Raw genomic sequence first — 25,387 nt, forward strand, 5'->3', positions numbered from 1 at the left:
AAATATTATTTTATAATGGAAGAAAAAAGATTAGACTTAAAAACGATAGTCGGTTTTGGTTTGATAGCAGCGCTGATGTTATGGATGATCTATAACAATACTGCTGAAAAAGAAAAAGAATTTCAGGAAAAAGCTAAAAAAGAGCAGGTACAAAAAGCTCAGGCAAAAAAAGCAGCTGAAGAAGCTAAAACAGCTTCCATTATTAATGATTCAACAGCAACTGACTCTGTTAAGATTGCTAAGCTTAACGGTTCATTAGGTGCATTCGCTTACAGTGCTTCGCTTCCGTCAGCTAAAAATACAGTTACGGAGCTTAAAAGTAAACTGCTTACGCTTAAAATAGCTAATAAAGGTGGTTATATTCAGGAAGCAATCGTAAACGATTTTACAAGACTGACTAAAAGTTCAGGACAACAGGTAGAGCTTATTAAAAACAATAATGCTAACCTGAACCTGCAATTTAAAACTCAGGATAACCGCATACTGAATACTAAAGATATGTATTTTGAGCCTTCACTTTCTAAAGAAGGTGATGCCGATGTGCTTACAATGCGTCTTAAGGCTGGTGCTAATCAGTTTTTAGAGTATCGTTATGTGCTTAAGCCTAACGATTACATGATGGATTTCTCAATCCGTTCTCAGGGACTTGCTCAGATTGTTGACACTTCTAAGCCGATGGATTTAGAGTGGATGATGAAAACGTACCGTAACGAGAAAAGTGTTAGCTATGAGAACCGTTACACTAAAGTGGTTTATGAATATGAAGGAGGTAAGGATAACTCTTTAAGTGAAGGTTCTAAACTTGATGATGCGACAGCTGAAGATGTGTCTTATATCGCTTTTAAACAGCACTTCTTCACTTCTGTTCTTTTAACGGATACTCCTTTCAAAAAGGCTCAGATGACTTCTGAAAACCTTGTTAAGGATGAGAAAGTTGATACGCTGTTCACTAAAAAATTCACGGCTAAAATGCCTCTTGAGTTTAAAGGTGGGGAGCTAAGCTATAACATGAATATGTATTATGGTCCTGCGGATTATAAAACCCTTGACGAATATAATAAAAACCTTGACGAGATCATTCCTTTAGGTTGGGGTATCTTCGGGTGGATCAACCGTTATATATTCATACCTGTATTTACATTGTTGAGTGGTTTCCTTCCTTATGGTATGGCAATCATCGTCTTTACAATACTGGTAAGAATCGCTATGTCTCCGGTTACTTATAAGTCGTACCTTTCTCAGGCTAAGATGAAAGTACTTCGTCCTGAATTAGCCGAACTTAACGAGAAGTATAAAAAAGATCCGATGAAGAAACAGCAGGAAACTATGAAGCTGTACAATAGTGCGGGTGTAAACCCAATGGCAGGATGTTTGCCGGCACTGATGCAGATTCCGGTATTCTATGCGCTATTCCAGTTCTTCCCGTCGTTCTTTGATCTTAGACAGCAAAGTTTCCTTTGGGCAACCGACCTTTCATCATACGATTCAGTTTATCACCTGCCATTTTACATTCCATTCTATGGTGACCACGTGAGCTTGTTCCCTATATTAGCATCGGTAGCGATCTTCTTCTACATGAAGATGACAACAGGCGACCAGTCTATGGCTGCACCTCCTCAGGAAGGTATGCCGGATATGAGCAAACTGATGAAAATAATGATTTACATCTCTCCGGTAATGATGCTTATATTCTTTAATAACTATGCATCAGGATTGAGTTTGTACTACTTTATCTCTAACCTTATCACAATCGGTATCATGCTTGTAATCAAGAACTACATTGTGAAAGATGATAAGATTCACGCTCAGATTCAGGAAAACAAGACCAAGCCTAAGAAACAAGGTCGTTTCCAGAAAAAAATGCAGGAAATGATGGAGCAGGCGCAAGAGCAACAAAAGCTTCAGCAGAGAAATAAAAAATAATACAAAAGCATCTGCCGCGGCAGATGCTTTTTTTCTTTGGCTCACTTTTAGATATAATAAAAAGAGTTTAATTTCGATTAATAAAAAAACAACAATCATTATATGATAAACAGGGTTTCAGCTTTAGTAGCCTTATTGCTTATTAGTGCAGTTTCATTTGCACAGAGTCTAAACCAGACGGATGCTGCCGGTAAACGTCACGGCCTTTGGAAAGGAACTTACGAAAAATCAAAACGTGCCCGTTATGAAGGTACTTTTGATCATGGTAAAGAAACAGGAACTTTCAAATTCTTTGAGGATAATAAGACTTCAACACTTGCAGCAACAAGAGTGTTTGCAGCGGATGGTTCGTGTATAACTACTTTTTTTGATGAAAAGGGTAAAAAGGTGAGCGAGGGTAAAGAAGTGAATAAATTACGCGAAGGCGAATGGAAGTTCTATGATGCCAAAACGGAGAAATTACTTTCAACTGAGCCTTATTTAAACGGAAAGATAAACGGAGTGCGAAAAGTATATTTTGCTAACGGTGCCGTGGCTGAAGAAGCTGCCTATGCAAATGGAGTAAAGCAGGGGGCTTATAAACAATATACCGAAAAAGGTATTGTACTTGAAGAATCGACCTATAAAAATGATAAAATGGATGGCCCCGCAACCTTTAGGAATGCTCATGGTGAGGTTGTAAGCAAAGGACAGTTTGCGAATAATATCAAGACCGGTAAGTGGGAGTTTTTTGAAAAAGGTAAGAAGGCTAGGGAAGAAGATATGACCAACAAAAAAGTACAGTTGGCACGCAAAGAGCGCAAAAACTAATTTTTGTCGTACTTTTGCAGAAATTTTTTAAGAAAGGAATTAAAATGAAACGTGTAGTAGTAGGGCTTTCAGGAGGTGTAGATTCGAGCGTTGCAGCCTACCTGCTTATGGAGCAGGGCTACGAAGTCATAGGCCTCTTCATGAAGAACTGGCATGATGACAGCGTAACGATATCTAACGAATGCCCGTGGCTGGAAGACAGCAACGACGCATTACTGGTTGCCGAAAAGCTGGGAATACCATTCCAGACGGTAGACCTTAGCGAACAATATAAAGAACGTATAGTTGATTATATGTTCAACGAATATGAAAAGGGCAGGACGCCAAATCCTGATGTGCTTTGTAACCGCGAAATTAAGTTTGACGTGTTTATGAAGATTGCCCTTAGCCTTGGTGCAGATTATGTGGCTACAGGTCACTATTGCCGTAAAGGAACGATTGAAAAAGATGGTAAAGAAACATACCAGCTTCTTGCCGGTGTTGATGGAAACAAAGACCAGTCGTACTTCCTTTGCCAGCTTTCACAGGAACAGCTTTCTAAAGCGTTGTTCCCAATAGGTGAGCTTACAAAGCCGCAGGTGCGTGAGATCGCTGCCAAAATGGAATTGGTTACTGCTGAGAAAAAAGATTCGCAGGGACTTTGCTTTATAGGTAAAGTGAGACTGCCGGAATTTCTTCAGCAACAGCTTCAGCCTAAAGAAGGACTTATTTATGAGGTGAATGCAGATGTGCCAACTTATAATGAAGCTACGCCTGAGTTCACATCGGTTAAAGAGCAACTTGCCTACGAAGCTAAAAACATTGATTACAAACCCGAAATGGGTAAAGTGGTTGGTAAGCACCAGGGTGCGCATTACTTTACTATAGGACAACGTAAAGGCCTTAACGTAGGTGGTACTAAAGAAGCACTTTTCATTATTGCTACGGATATCGAAGCAAATGCTATTTATACCGGACAGGGGCACAACCACCCCGGACTTTTCCGTAAGGCATTGTTCATTCAGGAAGATGAGATACACTGGGTACGCGAAGACCTTGCCCTTAAAGATGGCGAGACAATGGATGTGATGGTACGTATACGCTACCGCCAGCCATTACAGAAAGCTACGTTGCACAAGTTTGATAACGGAATGTACATTTCGTTTGAAGAGCCGCAATCTGCCATTACCGAAGGACAATTTGCCGCGTGGCATATAGGCGATGAGCTTATTGGTTCAGGAGTGATTTCATAATGCTTTGTCATTGCTGACGTGTCCTCTTGTCATTGCGAGGAGGTACGACGAAGCAATCTAAATATATAACGCCCTATACTGAAAAGTGTAGGGTGTTTTGTTTTAAGTAAAATGTTATTTTTGCTAAATGCAGTATACCTTTCAGCCATCACTCCCCACAGATTATAATGGACAATCTGTTTTAATTTCCGGAAAAGACTCATTGAAATATGGAGGTGTGGAATATCTTGTTGTCAATGAAGATGAAAAGCAACAAGTATTCGAAATAAGATATGAATTCCACACAGGGCCTTTTAAAGAAATTTTATTGGTAGATGGTATATTAGCTGTTGGTTTCGAAGAATTCTTTTATTTGTTTGATACCATTACTAATGAGTTGCTATTAAAATTAAAAATGGAGTTTTATTTTGGTAAATTACATTACCATGAAAACCTCTTTTATGTAGCTGATGCTTGTCATCTATTCTCCATAATGAAAAGCGGCGATATTATTTGGGAAACGGATGATTTGGCAATTGACGGAGTTATAATTGATAAATTCACTAAAGACAAGATTTACGGAAAGGGTGAACATGATCCTCCGGAAGGATGGATTGATTTTATTCTTGATAAAATGACAGGTAAAGTTTTAAAAAAATAAAAATGCTCTACAACCTCCATACCCACAAATCATCAAACGATACCAACATCTTCGATATCGTAAACCGTTATCCTTACGAAGATATTGATGTACCGTTTTTTTCTACGGGTATCCATCCATGGCATATTGATGAGGAGAAGATCGAGGAGCATTTGAGTATCATTGAAAACCGACTTTCATTACCCGGTTGCCTTGCCATTGGCGAATGCGGATTGGATAAACGCATCGAAAAACCACTCGATTTACAGATAGAAGTGTTTGAAAAACACTTACTGTTAGCGAAAAAACACCAAAAACCCGTAATTTTGCACCTTGTTGCTGCGTTTCAGGAACTGATAGAAGTACACAACCGTATTAAACCTGGCGTGCCGATGATTGTTCACGGGTTCTCTAAGAACATTCAGGTTGCGAAGCAATTGCTGGATAATGGGTTTTATTTGTCGTTTGGCAAGTACCTGTTGCGTAATCCTGAATTGTCGGCTGTGTTTGCAGAAGTCCCTGCTGACAGGTTCTTTCTGGAGACAGATATGGTAGAAGAGAGCATTACTGAAGTATATGCTAAAGCTGCGGCAGCAAGAAATATTGATATCGAAGATTTAAAAGATATAGTAAGCACTAATTTTAAAACCGTTTTTAAGAATGGCTGATTGGAGAGAAAGGGCAGAGCTCCTTTTTAAAAAAGAAGGACTGGAAAGATTAAAGAATGCACACGTAATGGTGGTTGGCCTTGGAGGCGTTGGTTCCTTTGCGGCTGAGTTCCTTGCAAGGGCAGGAGTGGGTAATATGACTATTGTGGATGGTGACGTGGTAGATATCACAAATATCAATCGACAGTTGCCGGCATTGCATTCTACAGTTGGGCAACCAAAGGTAAAAATTGTTGGTGACCGTCTTATGGATATCAATCCCGAACTGAACCTGATACGTGTACAGGAATTCCTTTCTCCGGAGCGTGCTTATGAACTGGTTACGCCCGAGTATGATTATGTTCTTGACTGTATCGACAGTATTACGCCTAAATTAAACCTGTTAATCTCTGCGAGACGTCAAAAGGTTAAGATTATCAGTAATATGGGCGCAGGAGGCAAATATGAAGCCGGTAAGGTGCGTGTGGCGGATATCAGCAAGACAGAATACTGCCCTTTAGCTAAAACAGTACGTAAACGCCTTAAGAAGGAAGGAATATCAAAAGGGGTAAAAGTAGTTTACTCTATTGAATATCCTGACCAGACAAGCCTTAAAATGACGGACGGCTCTAATTTCAAAAAATCATTCTTTGGAACCAACAGCTGGATTCCCGCAGTCTTCGGACTGCATTCCGCTGAAACAGTAGTCAAGTACCTTATAGGTCACGGTAATAAATAAAAAATGCCCTTCGAAAAGAAGGGCATTTTTTTATAGCGATATTTTTTATGGTGTAGTCGTTGTTTGGGTTGCCGGCTTCTGCGCTGACGAAGCTGGTTTTGTAGCAGCAGGTTTCGGTGCCGGTTTGGTAGTTGTTCCTGTTCCCGGTGTCGAGGCTGGCTTTCCTGTTGTTCCCGCCGGTTTCGCACCTGTAGCCGGTTTAGCAAAAGTTCCCGTTGCAGCTCTTGGTGAGCGTACTCCTGTTGTTAGAGGAGCAACGGTTGCCGGTTTTACGGCAGGTGCCTGAATCGAATCTGTTACAGGAAGGATAGTAGGAGGCCCAATTGGAACATAAAGATCCGTTATCCATTCCGAAGGGCGTTTTGATTTTAGTACGCCTTTGCTGTAAAGCTCAATGTATGTACCTGTTGTGTTTTCTTCAAGTGTTTTTTCGGTAATGTATTTATGCGCTGCATCCCAAACTTTGGGTAAATGAGAGTAATCCCCTTTAAGGGTTGTCTTCAGGGCTTTGAATTCAATATATTTTCCGCCTTCATACTCGCTACCCGGTGATGTGAACATCTCTTCTTTGATAGGGATACAAATTACATATGATGCTGTACCCTCTGTTTTGTTGTAATTCCTGTAAAGGATGAACGGAGAACCTTTCTTCACTATTTTGTTCTTTTTCATGAAGTTAAGGAGCTTAGGAAACGTTTCAGCCGATTTTTTATTAATATCTTCTATTTTAGAAGTAACTGCATGTCCAATGTAGAATGCTCCTGTTTTATTAACTAGTCCTTTAACTTCTACTTCATTTTTAGCAAGTTCATTTACAAGGAATGAGTTTAGGTTTTTAAGGCCGTTATCCAGAGAGGTTTCCATAACCTTATTTACATTTCCGCCACCACGAAGGAAAGCATTTGCCTTTTCCATAAAACTAAGGTCTCCACGCATACGAATGGTTACTTTGGTGTTTTTAAGGGTATCTTTAAAATTCCAGGCGATATCAGAATTCAGGCCATCAATTACAGCCTTCTGAATGATAGAATCATTTTCTACCAGTTTAACGGTTTGTACTTTTCCGGTGCTTCTGTCTTTTTTCCATGACATCGTAGCACCATTACCTGATGAGTTTTCAGAATAGGTATATACAGCAGTGGTATCACTGCCGGTTAGAATTCCCAGGTTTTCCCAGTTTTTGTATTCGTTTATATAGTTGTAAAGCACCATTTTAGGTACTTTTATTACGCCTTCTTTTTTGATGTCATATTTTCCATCCTGGGTTGCTATAAAAACGGTAACCGCAACTACTGACAGAAGCAGTAGGAGAAACACATATTTAACAATTTTCATGTACAGAAAACTTTAAGTTTGTTGTAAAATTATGACAATTTATTTTAACAAACCAATTATCTTTTAAAGTTCGGAAAAACACGACGAAATACAAAAAAAGCCTCCTGAAACGGAGGCTTTTATATTAATGATCGCATTCTAAGTAATCGTTAGGATAAGGAGAGAGACTTACTTTGTCTACTAAAAGAAAGATGTCACTTTCTCGGGTGTAGATGTCTATTTCTTCACTTATTTTTCCGGAATTCATAGTTTTCCTGTGTGTAGTGATATTATATTCCTGTAATTTGTCAGTGACATGGTAATTAAAAGAGATTACTTCGCGATAATCGCTTCTGAACTGTAATTTCCAGTGGTATTGTTCACCTCGTTTCTCTTCAGTTTTCAGTCTGTAGGATATTTTAGAGTAGCAACTGGTTTTTTGCCACTCGTCCCATCCGGTATTATCCTGAGCAAAAATCGAAATGCAGGTAAACAGTAAAAGTATAGGCAATAGCTTTTTCATACTTTATGGTTTTATGGGTGTTTCTGTATTTATTGTAGCGCCTGTCTTTTCAGCTGATTCTGTTGTAACAGGCTGCTCGGCAGGCTTATCAGGATTAACCTGAGTCCTTCCAAGGTCAAAATAGTTTACAATCTGGAGTCCTTTTTTATACGGTATGGTAATTACGTCTGTATCTACCACACCGCTAGGGCCATATTTTTTTATCGTAAATTTATTTTCGCCTTCTTGTAAAGGTACACGTGCATAACCAATAGTACCAGGTAGTGATTGCCAGTTTCTGGTGTCTGCTTTTTCGGTTGCAGCTCCTGCTATATCACCACCAAGCCTGAAAATATCTTCACCATCATCGCCTAGCATACTTTTACCTAAAGCGGCCAAACCTGCACTTGCTGCTTTCTTGGCAGCAAAACGGGCTACTATGTCTACCACTTCACGTAGCATCCTGTCTTTCAGGCATTGTTTGGCAATAGGATAAAAGTCCTGTCCGGTTTCTAGCGGTAATTCCCTGTCGTTTACAAGTATTGATGCCCTGCTGTAAAAACTCTCCCTTTTCCTGTATTTTGGGATAGCAACTGCATTTACAGTACCTACATTAAAGCCCGTGGGGATTGGCAAAAAGAAATCTACCAGCTTACCATCTTCCATATAGGAGGCATAAAACCAATAATTTGCAGCCGAGTAGGTTAGTATTATCTGGTCTTTGGCAGGAGCAAGGCCATTCTCCCAAAAGATAATAGCTTCTCCCGAAGGCATCGCAGCATCCGGCTGTACTAATGGGCCGTTAGCACCTGTTTTTGGCAGTTCAATTGGCTGAAGGTTGTATTTTTTAAGATAACGGTTATAGTCATCAATGAACCCCATTTGCTTTGCTGTGCGTGCCAAATCATACTTCAATTGCTGAGGCATGGCAATACCAAAGAAATTTCCGCCATCCGTATCATATATTTCGGCAGCATTCCTGTAGGCTATAAACGCATTGTTTATGTCTCCCGTACTTTCATATATGAGTCCCTGCAAAATCTGAGAAAAGGCATCACGGCTATATTTGTTCTTATTGTCTTTGTATTTCTCATTAAGTTCAAGCAGTTTAATGTCGATCCTCTTGGCTTCAACAAGAGCTTCGTTAGGCAGTCCAAGATGAAAATAATTGAGTGCCATATAATAATGAATGGTCACCTTTTCAAAATCTTCACCTTTATAAGGCTCTGCCATTGGGTTTGTGAGCTTGGCAGCAACAACTTGTCCGGCATTCGAGCGTATCTTATCATCAATCATGATGTAAGCCTTCTCAAAGAGGAGGTTGCTTGCCCTGTAATTGCCGAGCAGATGTTCCATCTTTCCTTTTTCCATAAGATACAGCAACCTGTTCCTGTCTTTATTCAGGAATTTATTGGTTTCAATCTCATTAACGGCTTTTTTAAATTGTCCGTTATAAAGGTCAGATTCTAACGTAGTCTTCGTATTGTAAGTGCCACAGGAATACAGGCCGGTCAATAGGAGCACAGCAGCTGTTTTAGAAATAGCAGAAACAGTATTCTTAAGTAGCATAAAAATTACTCAGGAATTACTTGATGTACTTTTTGATCTTTTTGTCACCTATCCAAACTTTTTCGTTAGTCTGAATGTTGGTAAGTTCAAGGTCAATCTGATAATAAACTGTTTTTTCTTTTTTGTTAGAGTCAACAATAGAGTTGATAGTTCCCTGTAGCATGAAATCAGCACCGTTCTCAAGGCCGAATTTTTTCATGGTAGATTGTGAAGCAAAGTTTTGCTGATCAGCTCTTTCAGCACGAATCTCCTCACGTTTAGCTCCGGCCTGAACCAGTTTCATTCTTCCTGAATTGATGATCGCTTTTTCGATGTCTTTAGAGAAAGTTTCCGATTCGATATGTTCGTGTGATTTATTTGTAATAAGGCCAACGATGATAACCGGTTTTTTTCCTCCGTTTTCCGAAGCATAAGTGCTGTACCATGAATGTGCCATAAGATCGGCAGTAATGGCCTCGGCAGTAAGTCTTGAATCGGTTTCGTTCCAACGTCCGCTAAGGTCGGTTACGCTTTGTTCATCTACGCGTGTTACCTGTTGGCTTCCGCAATTTGATAGTGTCAGTCCTAATGCGGCAGCTAAGATGAATTTGTAGGTAAATTTTTTCATGTGTTTTATTGATTAAATGATTTGTAATTTAATAAAAAAATGTGTGTTAATATTGTCTTAAACAAACAATGTGCCATTTTTTTGCAAATCTCTTATAAACAGAAAACACTCGCGTACGAGTGTTTCTAAGTTAAGATTTTATCTTAGGATTATGAAAAATTCTTACGTTTTAAACCGTTTTGTCATAATCTGTAATCTGAGTTTTATTGCTGATTATGTGTCCATTGTTGTGTCATGCCTGATGATAAAGTTCCAGTTTTGGTTTCCAGAACTTCGCCATTCCTTACAACTCTTAATGTGTAATCTGAAGATGTACTGCCTCCATTGCCACAAGTATCGTAGTACTCAATCCAGTATTTATAAGTTCCTGTTGGAGCTGTACCTGCTTCCCAGAAAATATTTTCATTAGGTCCCTGTGGGCAGTCTTCGCATAAGCAGTCTACATCCAGTTCGCCGCCCTGTCCAAAAGGATTCAGGTAAGAAATCTCTGTTCCGTCCGGAGTTATTACGTGCAAATCAAGGTCTACGTTTTCTTCATTGGTAAACTTTAGGTTAAAACGTGGATTTCCCGGTTGTCCTACAAGTTCAGGCTCTTCAGTAACCTGATTGTTGTTGTCATCATTGCTGTTGCATGATAGAAAGAGACAGAAGAAAGCCAGTAAAGCTACTGCCATTCTGGTGTCAGGATTTAAGAAAAAGTTTTTTCTTTTCATGGTTTAAATTGTTTTGGTTGTTAATAAATATAAATTGGTTTTAGGTGTGCGCTTTTTTTGAACCTTAATGCTGCTAAAGAACCTTATTTAGCTCTTAGTGTCTGAATTAGTGTGTCAAAAATCAAATTTAGGGTATAGTGTAAAATAAAAAAATACCAATAAATAGGTATTTTTTTATGAGTTTCGATATGTTTTTACAAGACTAGAGCAGATGATTGTAAAAATTTAATTGATATTCTTCAGAATAAAATTAAAAGATATTATAATCTCCTCTTAACAGGCGACGCTGTTTTGCGAAAGCGCTTTTTTTGCGGCGAAAGATGCGGTAAAAAAGTGCGATTATTTTATTTGGTTTTTCCATAGCCCCCTATAATTTATGTGTTGTATATGGTAACACTACAAATTTGAGGATAAACCTAAAACGAAAAAATACCCATAAGAGGGTATTTTTAAAAAATTACTTACTAAAAATCATATTTTTTCTCCATCGAATAGCGAAGGAGTTCGCTTTTTCCCTGTAGGCTGAGTTTCTTTAGAATGTTCTTTCTGTGAGTGTCTACGGTTGTTTTGCCTATAAAAAGAATATCCGCAATATCTTGTGAGGTTTTGCCTTCGCCGATAAGCTTAACAATTTCCATTTCGCGTTTGCTTAACGGTACGTCCTGTTCTGTCTTTTTGATATTGGTATTCTTGAGTGTGGCGTCAAAATACTCTTCGCCATCCATCACTGTCCTAATGGCAGTGACAACCGTTTTAAGCGATGAGTTTTTCATAATATAACCAGATGCGCCCGCTTCCTGCATTTTAGTAACCGCTTCATCCTGTTCAAACATGCTAAAGGCAATAACCCTCATGTTTGGAAAATCTTTTTTTATCTGAATGGTTGCGTTAATTCCATCCATTTTAGGCATACGGATGTCTGTTAGCACCACATCGGGTTTTCTTAGCCTTACTATTTCAATAAGCTTTTCGCCATCGTTAGCTTCGCCAACAACCTGTATGTCTTCTTCATATTCAAGAAAAAGCTTGATACCGTCTATAAGTGACTGATGGTCTTCTGCTATTACTACGTTAATCATTGTCTACAGGTATATCTATTATTATTGTTGTTCCTTTGCCCGGAGTAGAATCAATTTCTACACTACCACCTAATTGGTTAATCTTTTTCGTGATGTTTGCCAGTCCCATACCGTCGGCATCATCAAGGTTTATTTTAGAGCTGTCAAAGCCTACACCATTGTCTTCTATCATGATGTTTATGCTGTCGCCATGATCGGTAAGGTGAATGGTGGCCTCAGTTGCCTGAGAGTGCTTTATTATATTAGTAGAAAGCTCCTGAACTGTTCTAAAGATAGCAATTTCCAATGAATTTTCCAGTCTGTCAGCAAAACCAAACGGAATTACCTGAAGCTGGATTTTCCCTGGGATGGATATTTTTTCAGCTAGTTTCTGTATAGCCGGAATAAGACCTTCGCTGGCAAAAACCCCTGCATTTTTAGCATGAGCAATACGGCGGACTTTTTGGTAGGCTTCTTCAATAAGTTCATCGGTACGTTCGTAAAGTTTGTTTTCTTCTTCACGAAGCTCCTTTTTCCGAAGCCTTAGGTTTTCAAAGTTTAGTTTTAATGTAGCGAGCATACTACCAAGATTGTCATGAAGGTCATTCGCGATGCGCTGACGTTCTTTGTCCTGGCCTTCAAGTATCATGTCAATACTGTTAAGCTCGTATTCTTTCATGGCTTTTTCAAACTTCTGCTGTTCGATAAGCTTTTCCTGTTTTGATATTTTTTCTCTTCTTCGGGAATTCTTTATTATCAGGGCAGCAATTGCAATTATGGCAATAAGCAATATGATAATAGAATAGATTAAAATTTTACTGGTTTTTACTTCACTCTTAAGCAAAGTGTTTTCCAGTTCTTTTTCTTTAGTCTGATATTTAGTATGTATATCATTTATTGCGATATTTTGCTCTACAATGTTAATGCTATCTGAGTATTTTTTACTAAGATGTAGATATTTGTAAGCATTAGTATAATCGCCTAGTGCATCGTAATTTTTATAAAGAAATTCATTTACATATTGACTTGTTTTACTTTCAGAAGTATTTAAAGGCAGGTTATCTGCCAATTTGAGGTATTCTATGGCTTTTCTGTGATTTTTTAAGTAATAATAAGATGCAGCCTGATCAACATAATTATACCACAAATCATCTACAACACCATATGTTTTAATTTCTGGAAGCTGTTTGTTTAGGTAATACAGAGCTGAATCGTACTTATGCAATTGCTCATTGTATATAGTGGCGATATTGAAATATACAGCAGAAGCTTTTTCCCGTTCATTTGCTTTTTGAAATAAATCTAATGCTTTCTTAAAATAGGCTAAGCTTTCTTTAGGTTTTCCGTTGTCATAAGCAATTTCACCCAAAGCTTTAATACTTCTCGCTAATCTTACTGTATCATTAGTTTTGTGTGCATGTGCAATATATTCATCTAAATATTTTTTGTATATTGAACTATAGTTTTCCTGAGCAGTTATCAGATTATATATATCAAGATTAATGTCCATTGCCTTATCAATACTGTCAAGCGAGATATATATGTTTTTTGATTTTAAATAGTACTGATAAGCTTGATTGATTCTTGAGTTAGAAAGGAAGCATTCAGCTTTTAAATAATAATAAAGAGCCTTATCCGCTTTTGAAAGTGATGCTTCTTTTATTGTTTCTATTTCGGGACAAACTTTTTTATATTGATATAACTCCAATTTGTGTTTTATATCGATAAGTTTTTTAGAATTAGACTGACAATAACTCCTGCTTATAAACAATAAGCTTATAAGCAGGGTTAATAATAATTTTGGATAAGGTTTTGTCATAATTTATTTTCTAGGGAAAGTACTCATTCCAGTTCTTCTGGGTTCTATTCCCATTAAGTTCAGTTCAGTTTGGTGATTACCACTTGCCATTATTTCTGTACGTAATGAAGGTACCATTTCAAATGCTTTTTCAGCGCATGTTTCCTGATAAGCGGTATTTGAATTTGTGTCGTGATAAACAATTACAAGTCCATCTTTTGATGATGGGTCAAAAGCAGAAAAATTTGGTAGTGCGTTTAGTTGTGTCAGCTGACCGTATTCGCAGATGCAATTGCATTCACATATGTCATCATCACTAGGTGAAAGATCATCCCCATTGTCATTTGTTTTTCTCATGTACACAAAAATTGCGTTGCATTGCTTTCCGTTTATTATTTGTGAAACATCAAACGACCTGAAAATATATGGATTGGATTCATCGTTTTGCGGCAATAAGATTTTTAAATAAAGTTCATTATCATTAAAATAACTGCTAAACGAGTTTAATGTGTACGTTTTGTCTTTTGTTAAGTTTTCATTCTCCATGGTGTGTGTATTTATTGATTGTTATTAAATGCAAATATGCTAAACGGAAAGTAAAAAAAAATCCCCATTAGTGGGGATTTTTGAAGTTATAAAATTAACATTATTTTTTAAGAAAAATCTTTAGTATAAATAATATTGCAATAAAACTAAGAAAGCCTAAAAGTATCTTATAGGTACCCTTATAGTATTTTTTATGTGTTATTAGGTCTTTACGGTACATAACTACCATGGTGATAACAAATGCGATAAAAAACAGTACTGCAAAAACCAACTGGCCGGTTGTAAACATGTTGAAATCTTTTTCGCAAAGGTACAACATCAGGGGAGTATTTTTAGCTATTTTTAGATCACAAATTTTAGAAAAAATGAAAAAACAATTAGATGCGGTAAAGCAATTCCATGATGCTTTTGGGCTTGGTAGCAGCGAATCGCCAAGAGGTACACTTGGTGAGGCAGTGAATATGCTTCGTTTTAACCTTATGAAAGAAGAGAACGAGGAGTATCTGGAGGCTGTTCAGAATGATGATATCGTTGAGATTGCCGATGCCCTTGGCGATATGCTATATATACTTTGCGGAACTATTATTGAGCATGGCCTTCAACACAAAATAGAAGAGGTATTTGATGAGATACAACGCAGTAACATGAGTAAGCTTGGTACTGACGGAAAGCCTATATACCGCGAAGACGGTAAGGTAATGAAGGGGCCTAACTATTTTAAACCGAATTTTGAGGAAATACTGAAGTAGTTGGCAGTGGTCAGTGTTCAGTTAACAGGACACACCCCTAACCCCTCTTAAGAGGGGAGTAGCTTCACTCATACTCTACAAAAGAGTGAGCGGGTTCGAGTGTTCCCCTCTTGAGAGGGGTTAGGGGTGTGTTAATACTAAAAAAATAGCCGATAACAATTCATTGCTATCGGCTACTGTAAACTTATAACTGTAAACCGTAAACTAAACTTTCACCGTCCACCCAAAGGTATCTTTGGCAAGTTTGTATTGAATGTTATTCAGTTTTTCTTTAAGGTCTAATGCTATTGAATTTTCCTGTTTTGGTAGCTCATAATATTTATCCTGATAGCTAAAGCCAACGATAGGGTTTACTACCGCGGCTGTTCCCGCTCCAAATATTTCTTTTAAAGTACCATTTTCAGCAGCTTCGATAAGTTCAGCTACCAGTACCGAACGTACTTCTACCTTAATGTTCTCACGAGCCGCAAGCTCTATAAGGCTCTTACGGGTTACCCCATCAAGGATCCTTTCGCTTGTTGGTGCTGTATATAATGTATCGTTTATCCTGAAGAATACGTTCATAGTACCAGCTTCTTCAAGTTTGGTATGTGTAGCGTCGTCTGTCCAGATAATTTGCTGGAAGCCTGCTTCGTTCGCCAGTTTAGTGGGGTAGAACTGTGCCGAATAGTTACCGGCAGCTTTAGCAGCACCAATACCACCATTGGCGGCACGGCTGTAATGTTCGGCGATGATAACTTTTACTTCACCTGAGTAGTATGATTTAGCAGGTGAAAGTATAATCATGAAACGGTATTGAGTAGAAGGTGCAGCAATTACTCCCGGTCCTATCGCAATCATAAACGGACGGATATAAAGAGAGTTACCTTTACCTTTTTTAACCCATTCTTTCTCTATTTCCAGTATTTTTTTAAGTCCGCCAATAAAAACCTCTTCAGGTACTTCCGGCATGGCAAGCCTTACAGCAGATTTGTTGAAACGGTCAAAGTTTTGATCAGGTCTGAAAAGCCATACGTCATCATGCTCATCCTTGTAGGCTTTCATACCTTCAAAGATTGCCTGTCCGTAATGAAAAACTTTAGCAGAAGGATCTATAAGAAAAGGTGCGTAAGGTTTAATTTCAGGAGTTTCCCATTGGCCATTCCTAAAATCACATACTAGCATATGGTCTGTAAATGTGTTGCCAAAAGATAAATTTTCAAAATCTACAGAACCAATTTTTGATGTCTCTGCTTTGTTGATTATAATGCTGTCAGTAGCGTTATTACTCATTAAAATTCGTTTTCGTGTTGGTTTAAATGTTTAGGTCGCATTAATTGCAAATTTACTAAAAAAACAAGTTGAAGGTTTCGTTTTGAATAATTTTGAGATACGAATAATTAAATCGTTGAAAGAAAGTGTAATAAAATAACGAAATTATAAGTATGCACTTGCAAGGTTAAAGAATCTGTATAATTTTGTAACATAAAACCAAATTTTCGTTAAATAATGAAGAAATCACTTTTCATGGCCGCAGCGGTCCTTGTATTGGCAGCCTGCCAAAAGAATAAAGAATCGGAAGCAGCTATCGAATCAGCAGCAAATGATACCATCACAACGGTTACCGATCCGGTTGAGGCTGCACCAGCAACTACCGAAGAAAATTCAGAAGCGGCTCAAAGTGCGAATGCAGAAGCGGCTGAGGAAATAAAAGCGGTTAAATCTGAAACGGCAGTTAAAGTTGAGTATGCTTCTTTTGGTGATAAAATACTTGCGGATAAAGCCATTTCTAAAGAAGAGATGATTAAAAAATATAGGTCACTTAAACCTGGTGATACGGTTAATGTAAAATTCAAATCGAAGATTAATGCCGTATGCCAGAAAAAAGGCTGTTGGATGTCGATGGCGCTTCCGGGCGGTAAAGAATCATTCGTTAAGTTTAAGGATTATGCATTTTTCGTACCTCTTAATGCTACCGATCAGGAAGCTATAGTGAGTGGTAAAGCATTCGTGAGCGAAACTTCGGTAGCTCAGCTTAGGCATTATGCTAAAGATGGAGGAGAGTCTGATGAGGCTATTGCTAAAATCACTGAGCCAAAGATTGAATATAAATTTATGGCCGATGGTGTGCTAATTAGTAAATAATGAAAAAAGTATTATTGATTGTTGTTGCCGCATCGATTATTTTTGCGACGTGCCAAAAGAAAGCTGAAGCTGTAAAGACCGATGATGAGAAATGCGCTCCTGCCAAAAAAGAAAAGGAGTTCAAAATGTATGAGATGTCTGAAATGGCAGCTTTGATGGAGCAGATGTATGTTGACAACCAAAGGCTTAAAGAACGTATTGTAAATGGTGATACCATTGGTAATTTCCCTAAGCACTTTTTAAAGATACATGCATCGGTAATGACCGACGAAAAAGACAACGATGCTTTTTTTAAGGAGCAGGCCGGCAAATTCCTGAAGGCGCAGGAGCTTATCTATAAAGATTCGCTAAATGCTAAAAAACATTTTAATGATGCGGTGTCATCATGTGTTGCCTGCCATGAGCAGAAATGTGAAGGGCCAATACCCCGCATCAAAAAACTTTATATCAAATAATTGAAAAGAGAAATTGTAATTACGAACGACGGATCGGTTACCATATATGTACCGGATATGGATGAGAATTATCATTCAAGGTATGGTGCTATTCAGGAGGCGTATCATGTATTCATAAAAAACGGGCTTGCTTTAACAGAAGGCAAGCCTGTTTCTATTTTAGAAATAGGCTTCGGAACGGGGTTAAACTGCTTTATAACTTACCTCGAAACACTTAAGACAGGACAGGAGGCAGATTATACAGGAGTTGAGGCTTATCCTGTTTTACAGCAGGAAGCTCTTCAGCTTAATTATGTAAGCCAGCTTAACGCTAATGGCAGTCAGGAAATATTTAATACTTTGCATTCGGCAGATTGGGGTGTGCCTGTTAAACTTTCTGAAAAGTTTACATTAACAAAAAGGCAGCAGCGTTTTGAGGATATAAATGACAAAAGTGTTTTTGACCTGATCTATTTTGATGCTTTTGGGTATCCTACCCAGCCGGAACTGTGGAGTGAAGAAATTTTTGCTAAAATGTATACCGCATTAAAAGACAAAGGCATACTAGTAACTTATGCATGCAGAACAGTTATTAAAAAGGCTATGCAGTCAGCAGGATTTAGCGTGAAAAAAGTTCAGGGACCACCTGGTAAAAGAGAAATGCTGATTGCCTTTAAAGGTTAAAAAAGTGTTAATAAATTGAAGTATCTAAAAGTTAAAAGCTGAATTGTTGAAAACTATTTCGTTTTCGATGAAAATATTTTATTACTTTTACATAATCGTTCTTACCACAGCTAACTAAAATTAAAAGAATTTCAGCACTATGACTAGACCTATGTTTAGCTATACACAAAAGATCCTGGAAAGCGTAAGCTTTGATCCTATACTTTTTTGTAAGGAAGTTGAAAAAGCTATAAAAGTACTTTTACCTTACGAAATAGAGCAATTGATTGAATGGCTTAATACATTCACAACAGAAAAACCTGAATTAAAAGCCTGTCTGATTCATGTACAGCAATAAAATATAAAGGAGCCCTTAGAGGCTCCTTTTTTTTATGTCTGTCTGTATTAGTTTAGCTTTTTTTGCAGAGGACTGCTTATTTCTACATTCTGGAACGTAATGGCTCCTTTTACAACACCTGCTATTGTGGTGCGCAGTGCTTCTATGATATGCAGTTTAAGTTCTTTTTTAGAGTAAATAAGGCTTACTTCACGTGAAGGCCTTGGATCTTTGAACTGACGCAGTTTTTCCTGGTGCTTCTCATCCATATCTAGAGTGTGAAGATAAGGAAGCAGTGTCATTCCCAGTCCTTCATCGGCAAGTTTAACCATAGTTTCAAAACTACCGCTTTCAATCTGGAAGTGATTATCATGGTTTAATGTTGTCGCTTTACAGATATTCAGGATATTGTTACGGAAACAATGTCCGTCCTGTAGCAATAATAAATTATTGAGGTTAGCTTCAAGGTCTTCCACATCAAATTCTTTTTTATTGTATGCCGGATTGTTTTGCGGTACATAGGCTACAAATGGTTCGTAGTATAATACTATCTCTTTAAGAGATTCTTCATCAAGGGGAGTAGCTGCAATAGCCGCATCAAGCTGACCGTTTTTTAGCCTTTTTATTATCTCGTTAGTATTATGCTCTTCAATTATAAGGTTAACCTTTGGGTATTTGTTAATGAAATTAGTCATAAACATTGGTAAAAGTGTTGGCATAACTGTAGGTATAATACCAATTTTAAAGTCGCCACCAATGTAACCTTTCTGCTGGTCTACAATATCTTTAATGCGCCCTGACTCATTTACAATATTCTTTGCCTGCTGTACTATTTTTTCACCTACATCAGTTAGCTGAATCGGTTTTTTGCTACGGTCAAATATTTGGATGTCAAGTTCTTCTTCTAGTTTTTGTATCTGCATACTAAGTGTTGGCTGCGTTACAAAGCATTTTTCTGCTGCAAGCGTAAAATTTTTATGTTCGGCAACGGCAAGCACATAGTAGAGTTGGGTAATTGTCATAGTATAGATTTTTATGATAAAATTATAAAAACTATTGATATTTCCTATCTTTTAAATGGCTAAATTTACTCTACTTTTATCGTACAAAACTTACACTAACTAACAGAAACAATATAATTATGGCGACTAAGAAACAAACCAAAGAGACAAATATTCTGGGGCTACCGGTTAAGGAAACTGAAGTAATTGCTGCAGAACTTAATATACTGCTTTCTAATTTTCAGGTATACTATCAAAACCTGAGAGGGATTCACTGGAACATCCGCGGAAAGAGATTTTTTGACCTTCATGTTAAGTTTGAAGAGCTTTATAATGATGCACAGCTTAAAATTGATATGATTGCCGAGCGTGTTCTTACTCTGGGAGGAGTACCATTGCATACTTTTGAAGATTACATCAAGAATAATAAGCTGACAGTAGGTAAAAATATTTCGTTAGATAGTGAGGCTGTAAATCTTATTATGGAGTCAATAGCTGACCTTTTAAAAATTGAAAGAGTTATTCTTGAGGAGTCCGGAAAGATTAATGATGAAGGTACCAATTCTATGATGAGCGACTTCATTAAAGAACAGGAAAAAACCATGTGGATGATGAAAGCGTGGAGTGAGGAACAAATTTAAAAGTTATGTTATATCTGGCGTGGATTTTGCTGTTAAAAAGTATATCTTTGCTCAGAATGAAATTTGTTGTAAACATAGTACTTTTTCTCTTTTTGTCATTTTTGGCAATTCCTACTATTGTGAGTATGCTAAAGGATGATGCTGACATTTCTATGGTTTACAGTTTGAATGAAGAAGAAATACAAAAAGAAATAAAAGAAGTTATAGCCGCACCCTACTGTATGGAGTTGCGGCTTACTTTTTTTACAGCTTTCAAAAAGGCTGTTATTATAAAAACCAAAAATGATGAGGAACTTGATAATGTATCACGAGAAGTTCACTCACCACCTCCCGATTTAGTATAATCCAATTTTTATATCCCTTTTGTAGGGTCTGCTCGGCTGTGTATGCCAATGAGCATGTAATTGAATTATATATTTATCGGTTATGACAAAAAATAAAGATTTTTTTGGGAGCCTTAAGGCCGATTTTCCATCGGGTCTTGTGGTGTTTTTAGTAGCATTACCATTATGTTTGGGTATTGCTCTGGCTTCGGGTGCGCCGCCATTATCAGGTATTATTGCGGGTATCATCGGAGGTATTGTTGTGGGAGTTATTAGTAAATCCCATATTAGTGTTTCGGGTCCGGCTGCCGGGCTAACTGCCATTGTATTGACAGCGATTTCTACACTTGGCTCATTCGAAGTGTTTCTACTAAGTGTTTTTCTTGCAGGTGTTTTCCAGTTAATTTTAGGATTTATACGGGCAGGGAGCATTTCAAATTATTTTCCATCAAATGTTATAGAAGGTATGCTTGCAGGTATTGGTGTCATCATTATCCTGAAGCAGCTGCCTCATGCAGTAGGATTTGATGCTGATTTTGAAGGTGATGAAGCCTTTTTAGAGCCTGATGGGAACAATACCTTTTCTGCAATTTTAGGGGCACTGGATTACTTTCATTTAGGAGCAATAATAATTACTATTGTTTCACTGATTATCTTAATATCATGGGATAAGTTTCCTTTCCTCAAAAAGCTTAAGCTTGTTCCCGGAGCGCTGGTTGCCGTAATAGTGGGTATTATTCTGAATGAGATATTTATGAGAACAGGCAGCAAATTGGCTATTGCGGAAGCACATTTGGTAAAGCTTCCTGTTCCGCAGTCATTTGAAGATCTCAAGAATATAATTGTTACACCTGATTTTACCGGTATCAGCAATCCTCAGGTATGGATAACAGCTGCTACAATCACTGTTGTTGCATCAATTGAAACACTTTTATGTATTGAGGCTTCTGACAGGATGGATGTACAAAAGCGTTATACAGATACCAATGTTGAACTTAAGGCTCAGGGAATCGGAAATATGATGAGCGCATTAATAGGCGGTTTGCCGATGACCTCTGTAGTGGTGCGTTCTTCTGCAAACGCCAATGCAGGAGCAAAATCAAAAACTTCCACCATAATTCATGGTATCTTGTTATTGATTTGTGTGCTTTCCATTCCGGTAATACTTAACAAAATTCCTTTAGCTACATTGGCTGCTGTACTTTTAGTTGTGGGGTACAGATTGGCGAAGCCTGCAACAATAATGCATTTTTGGCACAAGGGTAAATACCAATTTGTACCTTTTATTGCAACGCTTTTAGCAGTAGTATTTACAGATTTACTCAAAGGTGTAGCACTTGGTATGATTATAAGTATAATATTTGTACTTAGAGGTAATCTTAAAAGGGCATATAACTTTAGAAAAGATGATTATACAGAAGGTGATATAATTCATATCGACCTGGCACAGGAAGTTTCATTCCTTAATAAGGCAGCGATAAAAACGACTCTTAATGAAATTCCTGAGTGTTCCAAAGTGGTGATTGATGCATCTGACACTGTATATATAGCACATGATGTTCTGGATCTTATACAAGAATTCAGAGATGTTAAATCTAAAGAAAAAAATATAAAGGTTAAGCTTGTTGGTTTTAAAGAGGCTTATGAATTAGAGAATACCGATTGGGGTAAACAAAACGTGTTTGTAGAACACAAGGTTAAAAAATTAGAAACTATAAAATAAATGCCTGATAAGGCTCAAATAATATAAGATTAATCATGTCACATTCGCATTCAGATTTTTACAAGAAGATTTTAGATAATAATAAAATATGGTCTGAGACCAAATTAAAAGACGACCCGGAATATTTTGCTAAGCTGGCTAAAGGACAATCCCCACCATTGTTATGGATTGGGTGTTCAGACAGCCGTGTTCCTGCTAATGAGGTTATTGGAGCACAACCGGGAGAGGTATTCGTTCACAGGAATATAGCTAACATGGTAGTTCATACAGACATGAATATGCTTAGCGTGCTTGATTATGCTGTAAACGTACTTAAGGTTAAACATGTTATTGTATGTGGTCATTACGGATGTGGCGGTGTAAAGGCAGCAATGGGTAACGATTCTATCGGGCTTATTGATAACTGGATCAGGCATATTAAAGATGTATACAGACACCACCGTCAATATCTGGACTCAATTATTGATGAAACATCAAGGTTCAACACTTTTGTTGAAATCAATGTAAAAGAACAGGTTTTAGATTTGGCTAAAACTTCAATTGTTCAGAATGCCTGGAGAAACGGACAGGAGCTTTGTCTTCACGGATGGGTTTATGGACTTGATACCGGTGTTGTAAAAGATCTTGATGTTAACTTCTGTGATAATACAGAGTTAGATAAGGTGAGTCAGCTTAAATTCTAATTCCCTTTGTTCATAGCAAAAAGCCATCTGCGTTAGCGATGGCTTTTTTTATTCGGTATCATTTTCAAGATTTTCATTGAAAACCGTTGGCAGTAACTGGGGTATGAATTTAATAAGTAAGGGCAACAGTAAACTTCCTCCCGGCAGTAAGAATATTGTAAGGGACGGTACTGTTTTACATATTTCTAATAACTGCTTCTTAATTTTTTTCTTTTCCCTTTCGTCAAGGCTACGATGTGTGGAATGCGTAAGTAACAGCATCAGTTCACCATTGTTTGAAAGCTCTTTGATAAGTCGGTTTTTATTGCGGTTTATCAGCAATATTACTGATTGTGATGCATGATCATAAAAATGTTTGACAGGATTAGAATACCTGAAGAAAGGTATCTCTTTTCGGTTATTTTTAATGAATATGTCAAATGCGGCGATACTTTCGGTAGCAATATTTTCACTCATGCCCATTTGGGCTGCAAGTTTGAAAAGAAAATCAATTTCGGTTTCCTGGGCTTTACCATCACTCCATATCGCCATGCCGGCCATATCGAGCAGATAATTCTTTTCCGGTTTCGATGCGAAATAATCAAGCTCTAGTTTATCAAGCTCTTCGGTATTTATTTTTGAGAACTTGGTATAGCGAACAGAGGACTCAAATAATTTTATTAAAAGCTCATCATATTCCGATCTCTTGTCTTTAGTTTTTAGAGCAAGAGCAACAATGCTCATTACAGTTTCTTCCAGCTTTCTCAGATACTTTTGTGGTATCTCTTCGTTGATAAGATATTGGCGAAAAGCCAGTACATCCATAAAGAGAAGCGCATTGGTAAGGATATGCGAAAAGTTACGGCTGATAATATTATCGTTGGTCTTGATGCGCTCATCCAATATCTCTTCCAATTGGTGGCTTTGAGAAGAAGCAGGTAACACTTTTTTAAAGAAATCAAAACCTTCAGGAGTCATTTCTTTGTAGAAAGGGATAGCTTTTTCGATGAAGCTTTTATGGTCATCATTTTTTTCAACCAGTCTGTAAACGTCGTAAAGAGTATTCAGAAGGGCAACTTTGGTAAGTTCTTCTGTAATCCAGCCTTTAGTTTCTTTAGAATCAATATTGCTGAAAGACACGACATGGCCGTATATAAACCCGGAATCCCTTACCGATCTGTAAAAATCGTGGGAGTTAGCATAAACAGGAAGCTTGTTCTTTAGCTGTGCAAAAAACTTGTCAATCCAGCCACTTGCAGAGGGGTTTATCATTTTAAAAAATTATACTGCAAAACTATGCAATTTTTAACTCACTTGGCAACAGTTAAATAAATCCTATATTTTATTTCCGGTTAAATTAACATTGACTAAAAGCGATAACTTTATAATAAAACACTTTAACTATGACATTAAAAGCAGGTTACCCTTTTTGGCTCATTAAAGATGGACTTCCATTTACTTTTCCAAAGCTTGATCATGATATTGAAACCGAAGTTGTAATTATTGGTGCAGGTATATCAGGCGCGTTGGTCCGTTACCATCTTATTAATGCCGGAATAAATTGTGTTACCGTGGATGCACGGACTATTGGGCTTGGCAGTACCAGTGCCAGTACGTCATTGCTCCAATATGAAATTGACGTTCCTTTGTATAGACTTACAGAAATGATAGGAAAGGAAAAAGCTGAAAGGGCTTATAAATTATGCGGAGAGGCTATTGATAAGCTAGGTAAGATAACTAAAAACAGAGGGGTGAAATATTTTGAGAAGAAGAAAAGTCTTTATTACGCTACATTTAAAAAAGATGTTTCATGGCTTAAGAAAGAATATGAAACCCGAAAGGATGCCGGATTTAAAGTACGTTATCTCGAAGCCGATGAACTGGAAAAAGAATTTGGTTTTAAGGGCTATGGTGCAATTTTATCTGATCAGGCAGCACAAACTAATGCTTATATGTTGACACATTGTCTTCTTCAGCATAAATATGATAATGATATTTATGACCGCACCGAGATAACAGATATTAAACATTCAAAACAGGGCGTTGTCCTTAAAACAGAATCAGGATATACACTAAAAGCTAAGAAACTTGTATATGCAACAGGATATGAGGTTGTTGATTTTATCGACAAGAAAATAGTCGATTTGTTATCTACTTATGCTGTAGTGAGCGAACAATATAACGAACGTGACTTTTGGAAAGATGATGTCTTGATTTGGAATACAGCAAATCCGTATCTATACCTGCGTACTACACCGGATAATCGCGTACTGGTAGGGGGTAGGGATGAAAATTTTAGCAATCCTGCCAAAAGGGATAAACTCATCAATAAGAAAACAAAACAGCTGGCCGCTGATGTGAATAAGCTTTTTCCGCATCTGAAATTTAAGCCGGAATTTTCGTGGGCCGGTACTTTTGGTACAACGAAAGATGGATTACCCTATATTGGCCCCTATGACAAATTGCCAAACAGCTATTTTGCTCTGGGATTTGGCGGAAATGGTATTACTTTCAGTCTTATTGCTGCTGAAATAATAACCGACTTAATTCTTGGTAAACCCAATAAAGACCTTGAGCTATTTAACTTTGACCGTTAGTTATGTTTTAGTATTTCGCTAACACTTATTGTGATAACGCTAACAGCAAGGCTTTT

Annotated in this window: 27 protein-coding genes; 16 read left to right on the plus strand and 11 right to left on the minus strand. The window is 37.6% G+C overall.

Annotated elements, in window-relative coordinates; translation table 11 throughout:
- Positions 1–15 precede the first annotated feature (15 nt).
- From yidC to DEU42_RS13605, 6 genes are all read left to right on the plus strand, one after another.
- On the plus strand, positions 16–1,923 hold the full coding sequence (gene yidC / locus DEU42_RS13580; RefSeq protein WP_114758851.1) for a membrane protein insertase YidC: 1,908 nt from the start codon (positions 16–18) through the stop codon (positions 1,921–1,923).
- Between the two features lie 102 nt (positions 1,924–2,025).
- Positions 2,026–2,733, plus strand: coding sequence for a toxin-antitoxin system YwqK family antitoxin (locus tag DEU42_RS13585; RefSeq protein WP_114758852.1), 708 nt, complete (start codon positions 2,026–2,028; stop codon positions 2,731–2,733).
- A gap of 44 nt (positions 2,734–2,777) precedes the next feature.
- Entirely contained in the window at positions 2,778–3,965 is a 1,188-nt protein-coding gene (gene mnmA / locus DEU42_RS13590; protein WP_114758853.1) for a tRNA 2-thiouridine(34) synthase MnmA, read from the plus strand.
- Positions 3,966–4,092: 127 nt separating this feature from the next.
- Positions 4,093–4,605 carry a hypothetical protein gene (locus DEU42_RS13595; RefSeq protein ID WP_114758854.1) on the plus strand — a complete coding sequence of 171 codons (513 nt, stop codon included), beginning with the start codon at positions 4,093–4,095 and terminating at the stop codon, positions 4,603–4,605.
- Between the two features lie 2 nt (positions 4,606–4,607).
- A complete protein-coding gene (locus tag DEU42_RS13600) occupies positions 4,608–5,252 on the plus strand; it encodes a TatD family hydrolase (protein ID WP_114758855.1) in 645 nt (214 codons plus the stop codon).
- Entirely contained in the window at positions 5,245–5,970 is a 726-nt protein-coding gene (locus DEU42_RS13605) for a ThiF family adenylyltransferase (RefSeq protein ID WP_114758856.1), read from the plus strand. Before DEU42_RS13600 ends, DEU42_RS13605 begins: the two co-directional genes overlap by 8 nt.
- Positions 5,971–6,015: 45 nt before the next feature.
- Here the strand turns inward: DEU42_RS13605 and DEU42_RS17760 are convergent, their stop codons facing one another.
- The 8 genes from DEU42_RS17760 to DEU42_RS13640 all read right to left on the minus strand — a co-directional run bounded on the left by DEU42_RS17760 (position 6,016) and on the right by DEU42_RS13640 (position 14,077).
- Positions 6,016–7,305, minus strand: a complete 1,290-nt coding sequence (locus DEU42_RS17760; protein WP_114758857.1) for an effector binding domain-containing protein — start codon at positions 7,303–7,305, stop codon at positions 6,016–6,018.
- A 124-nt stretch (positions 7,306–7,429) separates the two neighbouring features.
- A complete protein-coding gene (locus DEU42_RS17375; protein ID WP_147278125.1) occupies positions 7,430–7,807 on the minus strand; it encodes a hypothetical protein in 378 nt (125 codons plus the stop codon).
- Positions 7,808–7,810: 3 nt separating this feature from the next.
- Positions 7,811–9,355, minus strand: a complete 1,545-nt coding sequence (locus DEU42_RS13615; RefSeq protein ID WP_114758858.1) for a COG3014 family protein — start codon at positions 9,353–9,355, stop codon at positions 7,811–7,813.
- A gap of 16 nt (positions 9,356–9,371) precedes the next feature.
- Positions 9,372–9,962, minus strand: coding sequence for a penicillin-binding protein activator LpoB (locus DEU42_RS13620; protein WP_114758859.1), 591 nt, complete (start codon positions 9,960–9,962; stop codon positions 9,372–9,374).
- Between the two features lie 203 nt (positions 9,963–10,165).
- On the minus strand, positions 10,166–10,675 hold the full coding sequence (locus DEU42_RS13625) for a hypothetical protein (RefSeq protein WP_114758860.1): 510 nt from the start codon (positions 10,673–10,675) through the stop codon (positions 10,166–10,168).
- 464 nt (positions 10,676–11,139) lie between these two features.
- Positions 11,140–11,754, minus strand: coding sequence for a response regulator (locus tag DEU42_RS13630; protein ID WP_114758861.1), 615 nt, complete (start codon positions 11,752–11,754; stop codon positions 11,140–11,142).
- Complete coding sequence (locus DEU42_RS13635) at positions 11,747–13,552, minus strand: sensor histidine kinase (RefSeq protein ID WP_114758862.1); 1,806 nt, start codon at positions 13,550–13,552, stop codon at positions 11,747–11,749. The genes DEU42_RS13630 and DEU42_RS13635 overlap by 8 nt, the downstream gene beginning before the upstream one ends.
- 3 nt (positions 13,553–13,555) lie before the next feature.
- The gene (locus DEU42_RS13640) at positions 13,556–14,077 is read right to left on the minus strand and encodes a hypothetical protein (protein WP_114758863.1); all 522 of its coding nucleotides are present in this window, start codon (positions 14,075–14,077) and stop codon (positions 13,556–13,558) included.
- Positions 14,078–14,442: 365 nt separating this feature from the next.
- On the opposite strand from DEU42_RS13640, the gene DEU42_RS13650 reads away from it, so the two are divergent.
- Positions 14,443–14,826, plus strand: a complete 384-nt coding sequence (locus DEU42_RS13650; RefSeq protein ID WP_114758864.1) for a nucleoside triphosphate pyrophosphohydrolase family protein — start codon at positions 14,443–14,445, stop codon at positions 14,824–14,826.
- Between the two features lie 204 nt (positions 14,827–15,030).
- Here the strand turns inward: DEU42_RS13650 and DEU42_RS13655 are convergent, their stop codons facing one another.
- Complete coding sequence (locus DEU42_RS13655; RefSeq protein ID WP_114758865.1) at positions 15,031–16,098, minus strand: branched-chain amino acid aminotransferase; 1,068 nt, start codon at positions 16,096–16,098, stop codon at positions 15,031–15,033.
- Between the two features lie 216 nt (positions 16,099–16,314).
- On the opposite strand from DEU42_RS13655, the gene DEU42_RS13660 reads away from it, so the two are divergent.
- From DEU42_RS13660 to DEU42_RS13675, 4 genes are all read left to right on the plus strand, one after another.
- Positions 16,315–16,950 (plus strand): DUF4920 domain-containing protein, encoded by a 636-nt coding sequence (locus DEU42_RS13660; RefSeq protein WP_233506691.1) that lies wholly within the window; start codon positions 16,315–16,317, stop codon positions 16,948–16,950.
- Positions 16,950–17,405, plus strand: coding sequence for a hypothetical protein (locus tag DEU42_RS13665; RefSeq protein ID WP_114758866.1), 456 nt, complete (start codon positions 16,950–16,952; stop codon positions 17,403–17,405). The genes DEU42_RS13660 and DEU42_RS13665 overlap by 1 nt, the downstream gene beginning before the upstream one ends.
- Positions 17,406–18,068 carry a tRNA (5-methylaminomethyl-2-thiouridine)(34)-methyltransferase MnmD gene (mnmD, locus tag DEU42_RS13670; protein WP_114758867.1) on the plus strand — a complete coding sequence of 221 codons (663 nt, stop codon included), beginning with the start codon at positions 17,406–17,408 and terminating at the stop codon, positions 18,066–18,068.
- Positions 18,069–18,207: 139 nt separating this feature from the next.
- Complete coding sequence (locus tag DEU42_RS13675; RefSeq protein ID WP_114758868.1) at positions 18,208–18,405, plus strand: hypothetical protein; 198 nt, start codon at positions 18,208–18,210, stop codon at positions 18,403–18,405.
- A gap of 47 nt (positions 18,406–18,452) precedes the next feature.
- Here DEU42_RS13675 and DEU42_RS13680 read toward each other — a convergent pair whose 3' ends face one another.
- Positions 18,453–19,406 (minus strand): LysR substrate-binding domain-containing protein, encoded by a 954-nt coding sequence (locus DEU42_RS13680; RefSeq protein ID WP_114758869.1) that lies wholly within the window; start codon positions 19,404–19,406, stop codon positions 18,453–18,455.
- 119 nt (positions 19,407–19,525) lie between these two features.
- Between DEU42_RS13680 and DEU42_RS13685 the strand changes: the two genes are divergently transcribed.
- The 4 genes from DEU42_RS13685 to can all read left to right on the plus strand — a co-directional run bounded on the left by DEU42_RS13685 (position 19,526) and on the right by can (position 22,755).
- Positions 19,526–20,026, plus strand: a complete 501-nt coding sequence (locus tag DEU42_RS13685) for a Dps family protein (protein WP_114758870.1) — start codon at positions 19,526–19,528, stop codon at positions 20,024–20,026.
- Positions 20,027–20,082: 56 nt separating this feature from the next.
- The gene (locus tag DEU42_RS13690; protein ID WP_114758871.1) at positions 20,083–20,370 is read left to right on the plus strand and encodes a hypothetical protein; all 288 of its coding nucleotides are present in this window, start codon (positions 20,083–20,085) and stop codon (positions 20,368–20,370) included.
- Positions 20,371–20,452: 82 nt separating this feature from the next.
- Positions 20,453–22,072 carry a SulP family inorganic anion transporter gene (locus tag DEU42_RS13695; RefSeq protein WP_114758872.1) on the plus strand — a complete coding sequence of 540 codons (1,620 nt, stop codon included), beginning with the start codon at positions 20,453–20,455 and terminating at the stop codon, positions 22,070–22,072.
- Positions 22,073–22,107: 35 nt separating this feature from the next.
- Positions 22,108–22,755 carry a carbonate dehydratase gene (gene can, locus DEU42_RS13700; RefSeq protein ID WP_114758873.1) on the plus strand — a complete coding sequence of 216 codons (648 nt, stop codon included), beginning with the start codon at positions 22,108–22,110 and terminating at the stop codon, positions 22,753–22,755.
- Positions 22,756–22,803: 48 nt separating this feature from the next.
- On the opposite strand, the gene DEU42_RS13705 is transcribed toward can, so the two are convergent.
- Positions 22,804–24,006, minus strand: coding sequence for an LETM1-related biofilm-associated protein (locus DEU42_RS13705; protein ID WP_114758874.1), 1,203 nt, complete (start codon positions 24,004–24,006; stop codon positions 22,804–22,806).
- A 131-nt stretch (positions 24,007–24,137) separates the two neighbouring features.
- Between DEU42_RS13705 and DEU42_RS13710 the strand changes: the two genes are divergently transcribed.
- Positions 24,138–25,331: an NAD(P)/FAD-dependent oxidoreductase gene (locus DEU42_RS13710; RefSeq protein WP_114758875.1), complete on the plus strand. Its 1,194-nt coding sequence runs from the start codon at positions 24,138–24,140 to the stop codon at positions 25,329–25,331.
- Positions 25,332–25,387: the final 56 nt, after the last annotated feature.

The organism is Flavobacterium sp. AG291, assembly GCF_003350375.1.
GTDB lineage: Bacteria > Bacteroidota > Bacteroidia > Flavobacteriales > Flavobacteriaceae > Flavobacterium > Flavobacterium suzhouense.

Excerpts from the sequence above, each read along its gene's own strand:
- yidC (WP_114758851.1), top strand. The coding sequence starts at position 16 with ATGGAAGAAAAAAGATTAGACTTAAAAACGATAGTCGGTTTTGGTTTG.
- DEU42_RS13585 (WP_114758852.1), top strand. The coding sequence starts at position 2,026 with ATGATAAACAGGGTTTCAGCTTTAGTAGCCTTATTGCTTATTAGTGCA.
- mnmA (WP_114758853.1), top strand. The coding sequence starts at position 2,778 with ATGAAACGTGTAGTAGTAGGGCTTTCAGGAGGTGTAGATTCGAGCGTT.
- DEU42_RS13595 (WP_114758854.1), top strand. The coding sequence starts at position 4,093 with ATGCAGTATACCTTTCAGCCATCACTCCCCACAGATTATAATGGACAA.
- DEU42_RS13600 (WP_114758855.1), top strand. The coding sequence starts at position 4,608 with ATGCTCTACAACCTCCATACCCACAAATCATCAAACGATACCAACATC.
- DEU42_RS13605 (WP_114758856.1), top strand. The coding sequence starts at position 5,245 with ATGGCTGATTGGAGAGAAAGGGCAGAGCTCCTTTTTAAAAAAGAAGGA.
- DEU42_RS17760 (WP_114758857.1), bottom strand. The coding sequence starts at position 7,305 with ATGAAAATTGTTAAATATGTGTTTCTCCTACTGCTTCTGTCAGTAGTT.
- DEU42_RS17375 (WP_147278125.1), bottom strand. The coding sequence starts at position 7,807 with ATGAAAAAGCTATTGCCTATACTTTTACTGTTTACCTGCATTTCGATT.
- DEU42_RS13615 (WP_114758858.1), bottom strand. The coding sequence starts at position 9,355 with ATGCTACTTAAGAATACTGTTTCTGCTATTTCTAAAACAGCTGCTGTG.
- DEU42_RS13620 (WP_114758859.1), bottom strand. The coding sequence starts at position 9,962 with ATGAAAAAATTTACCTACAAATTCATCTTAGCTGCCGCATTAGGACTG.
- DEU42_RS13625 (WP_114758860.1), bottom strand. The coding sequence starts at position 10,675 with ATGAAAAGAAAAAACTTTTTCTTAAATCCTGACACCAGAATGGCAGTA.
- DEU42_RS13630 (WP_114758861.1), bottom strand. The coding sequence starts at position 11,754 with ATGATTAACGTAGTAATAGCAGAAGACCATCAGTCACTTATAGACGGT.
- DEU42_RS13635 (WP_114758862.1), bottom strand. The coding sequence starts at position 13,552 with ATGACAAAACCTTATCCAAAATTATTATTAACCCTGCTTATAAGCTTA.
- DEU42_RS13640 (WP_114758863.1), bottom strand. The coding sequence starts at position 14,077 with ATGGAGAATGAAAACTTAACAAAAGACAAAACGTACACATTAAACTCG.
- DEU42_RS13650 (WP_114758864.1), top strand. The coding sequence starts at position 14,443 with ATGAAAAAACAATTAGATGCGGTAAAGCAATTCCATGATGCTTTTGGG.
- DEU42_RS13655 (WP_114758865.1), bottom strand. The coding sequence starts at position 16,098 with ATGAGTAATAACGCTACTGACAGCATTATAATCAACAAAGCAGAGACA.
- DEU42_RS13660 (WP_233506691.1), top strand. The coding sequence starts at position 16,315 with ATGAAGAAATCACTTTTCATGGCCGCAGCGGTCCTTGTATTGGCAGCC.
- DEU42_RS13665 (WP_114758866.1), top strand. The coding sequence starts at position 16,950 with ATGAAAAAAGTATTATTGATTGTTGTTGCCGCATCGATTATTTTTGCG.
- DEU42_RS13675 (WP_114758868.1), top strand. The coding sequence starts at position 18,208 with ATGACTAGACCTATGTTTAGCTATACACAAAAGATCCTGGAAAGCGTA.
- DEU42_RS13680 (WP_114758869.1), bottom strand. The coding sequence starts at position 19,406 with ATGACAATTACCCAACTCTACTATGTGCTTGCCGTTGCCGAACATAAA.
- DEU42_RS13685 (WP_114758870.1), top strand. The coding sequence starts at position 19,526 with ATGGCGACTAAGAAACAAACCAAAGAGACAAATATTCTGGGGCTACCG.
- DEU42_RS13690 (WP_114758871.1), top strand. The coding sequence starts at position 20,083 with ATGAAATTTGTTGTAAACATAGTACTTTTTCTCTTTTTGTCATTTTTG.
- DEU42_RS13695 (WP_114758872.1), top strand. The coding sequence starts at position 20,453 with ATGACAAAAAATAAAGATTTTTTTGGGAGCCTTAAGGCCGATTTTCCA.
- can (WP_114758873.1), top strand. The coding sequence starts at position 22,108 with ATGTCACATTCGCATTCAGATTTTTACAAGAAGATTTTAGATAATAAT.
- DEU42_RS13705 (WP_114758874.1), bottom strand. The coding sequence starts at position 24,006 with ATGATAAACCCCTCTGCAAGTGGCTGGATTGACAAGTTTTTTGCACAG.
- DEU42_RS13710 (WP_114758875.1), top strand. The coding sequence starts at position 24,138 with ATGACATTAAAAGCAGGTTACCCTTTTTGGCTCATTAAAGATGGACTT.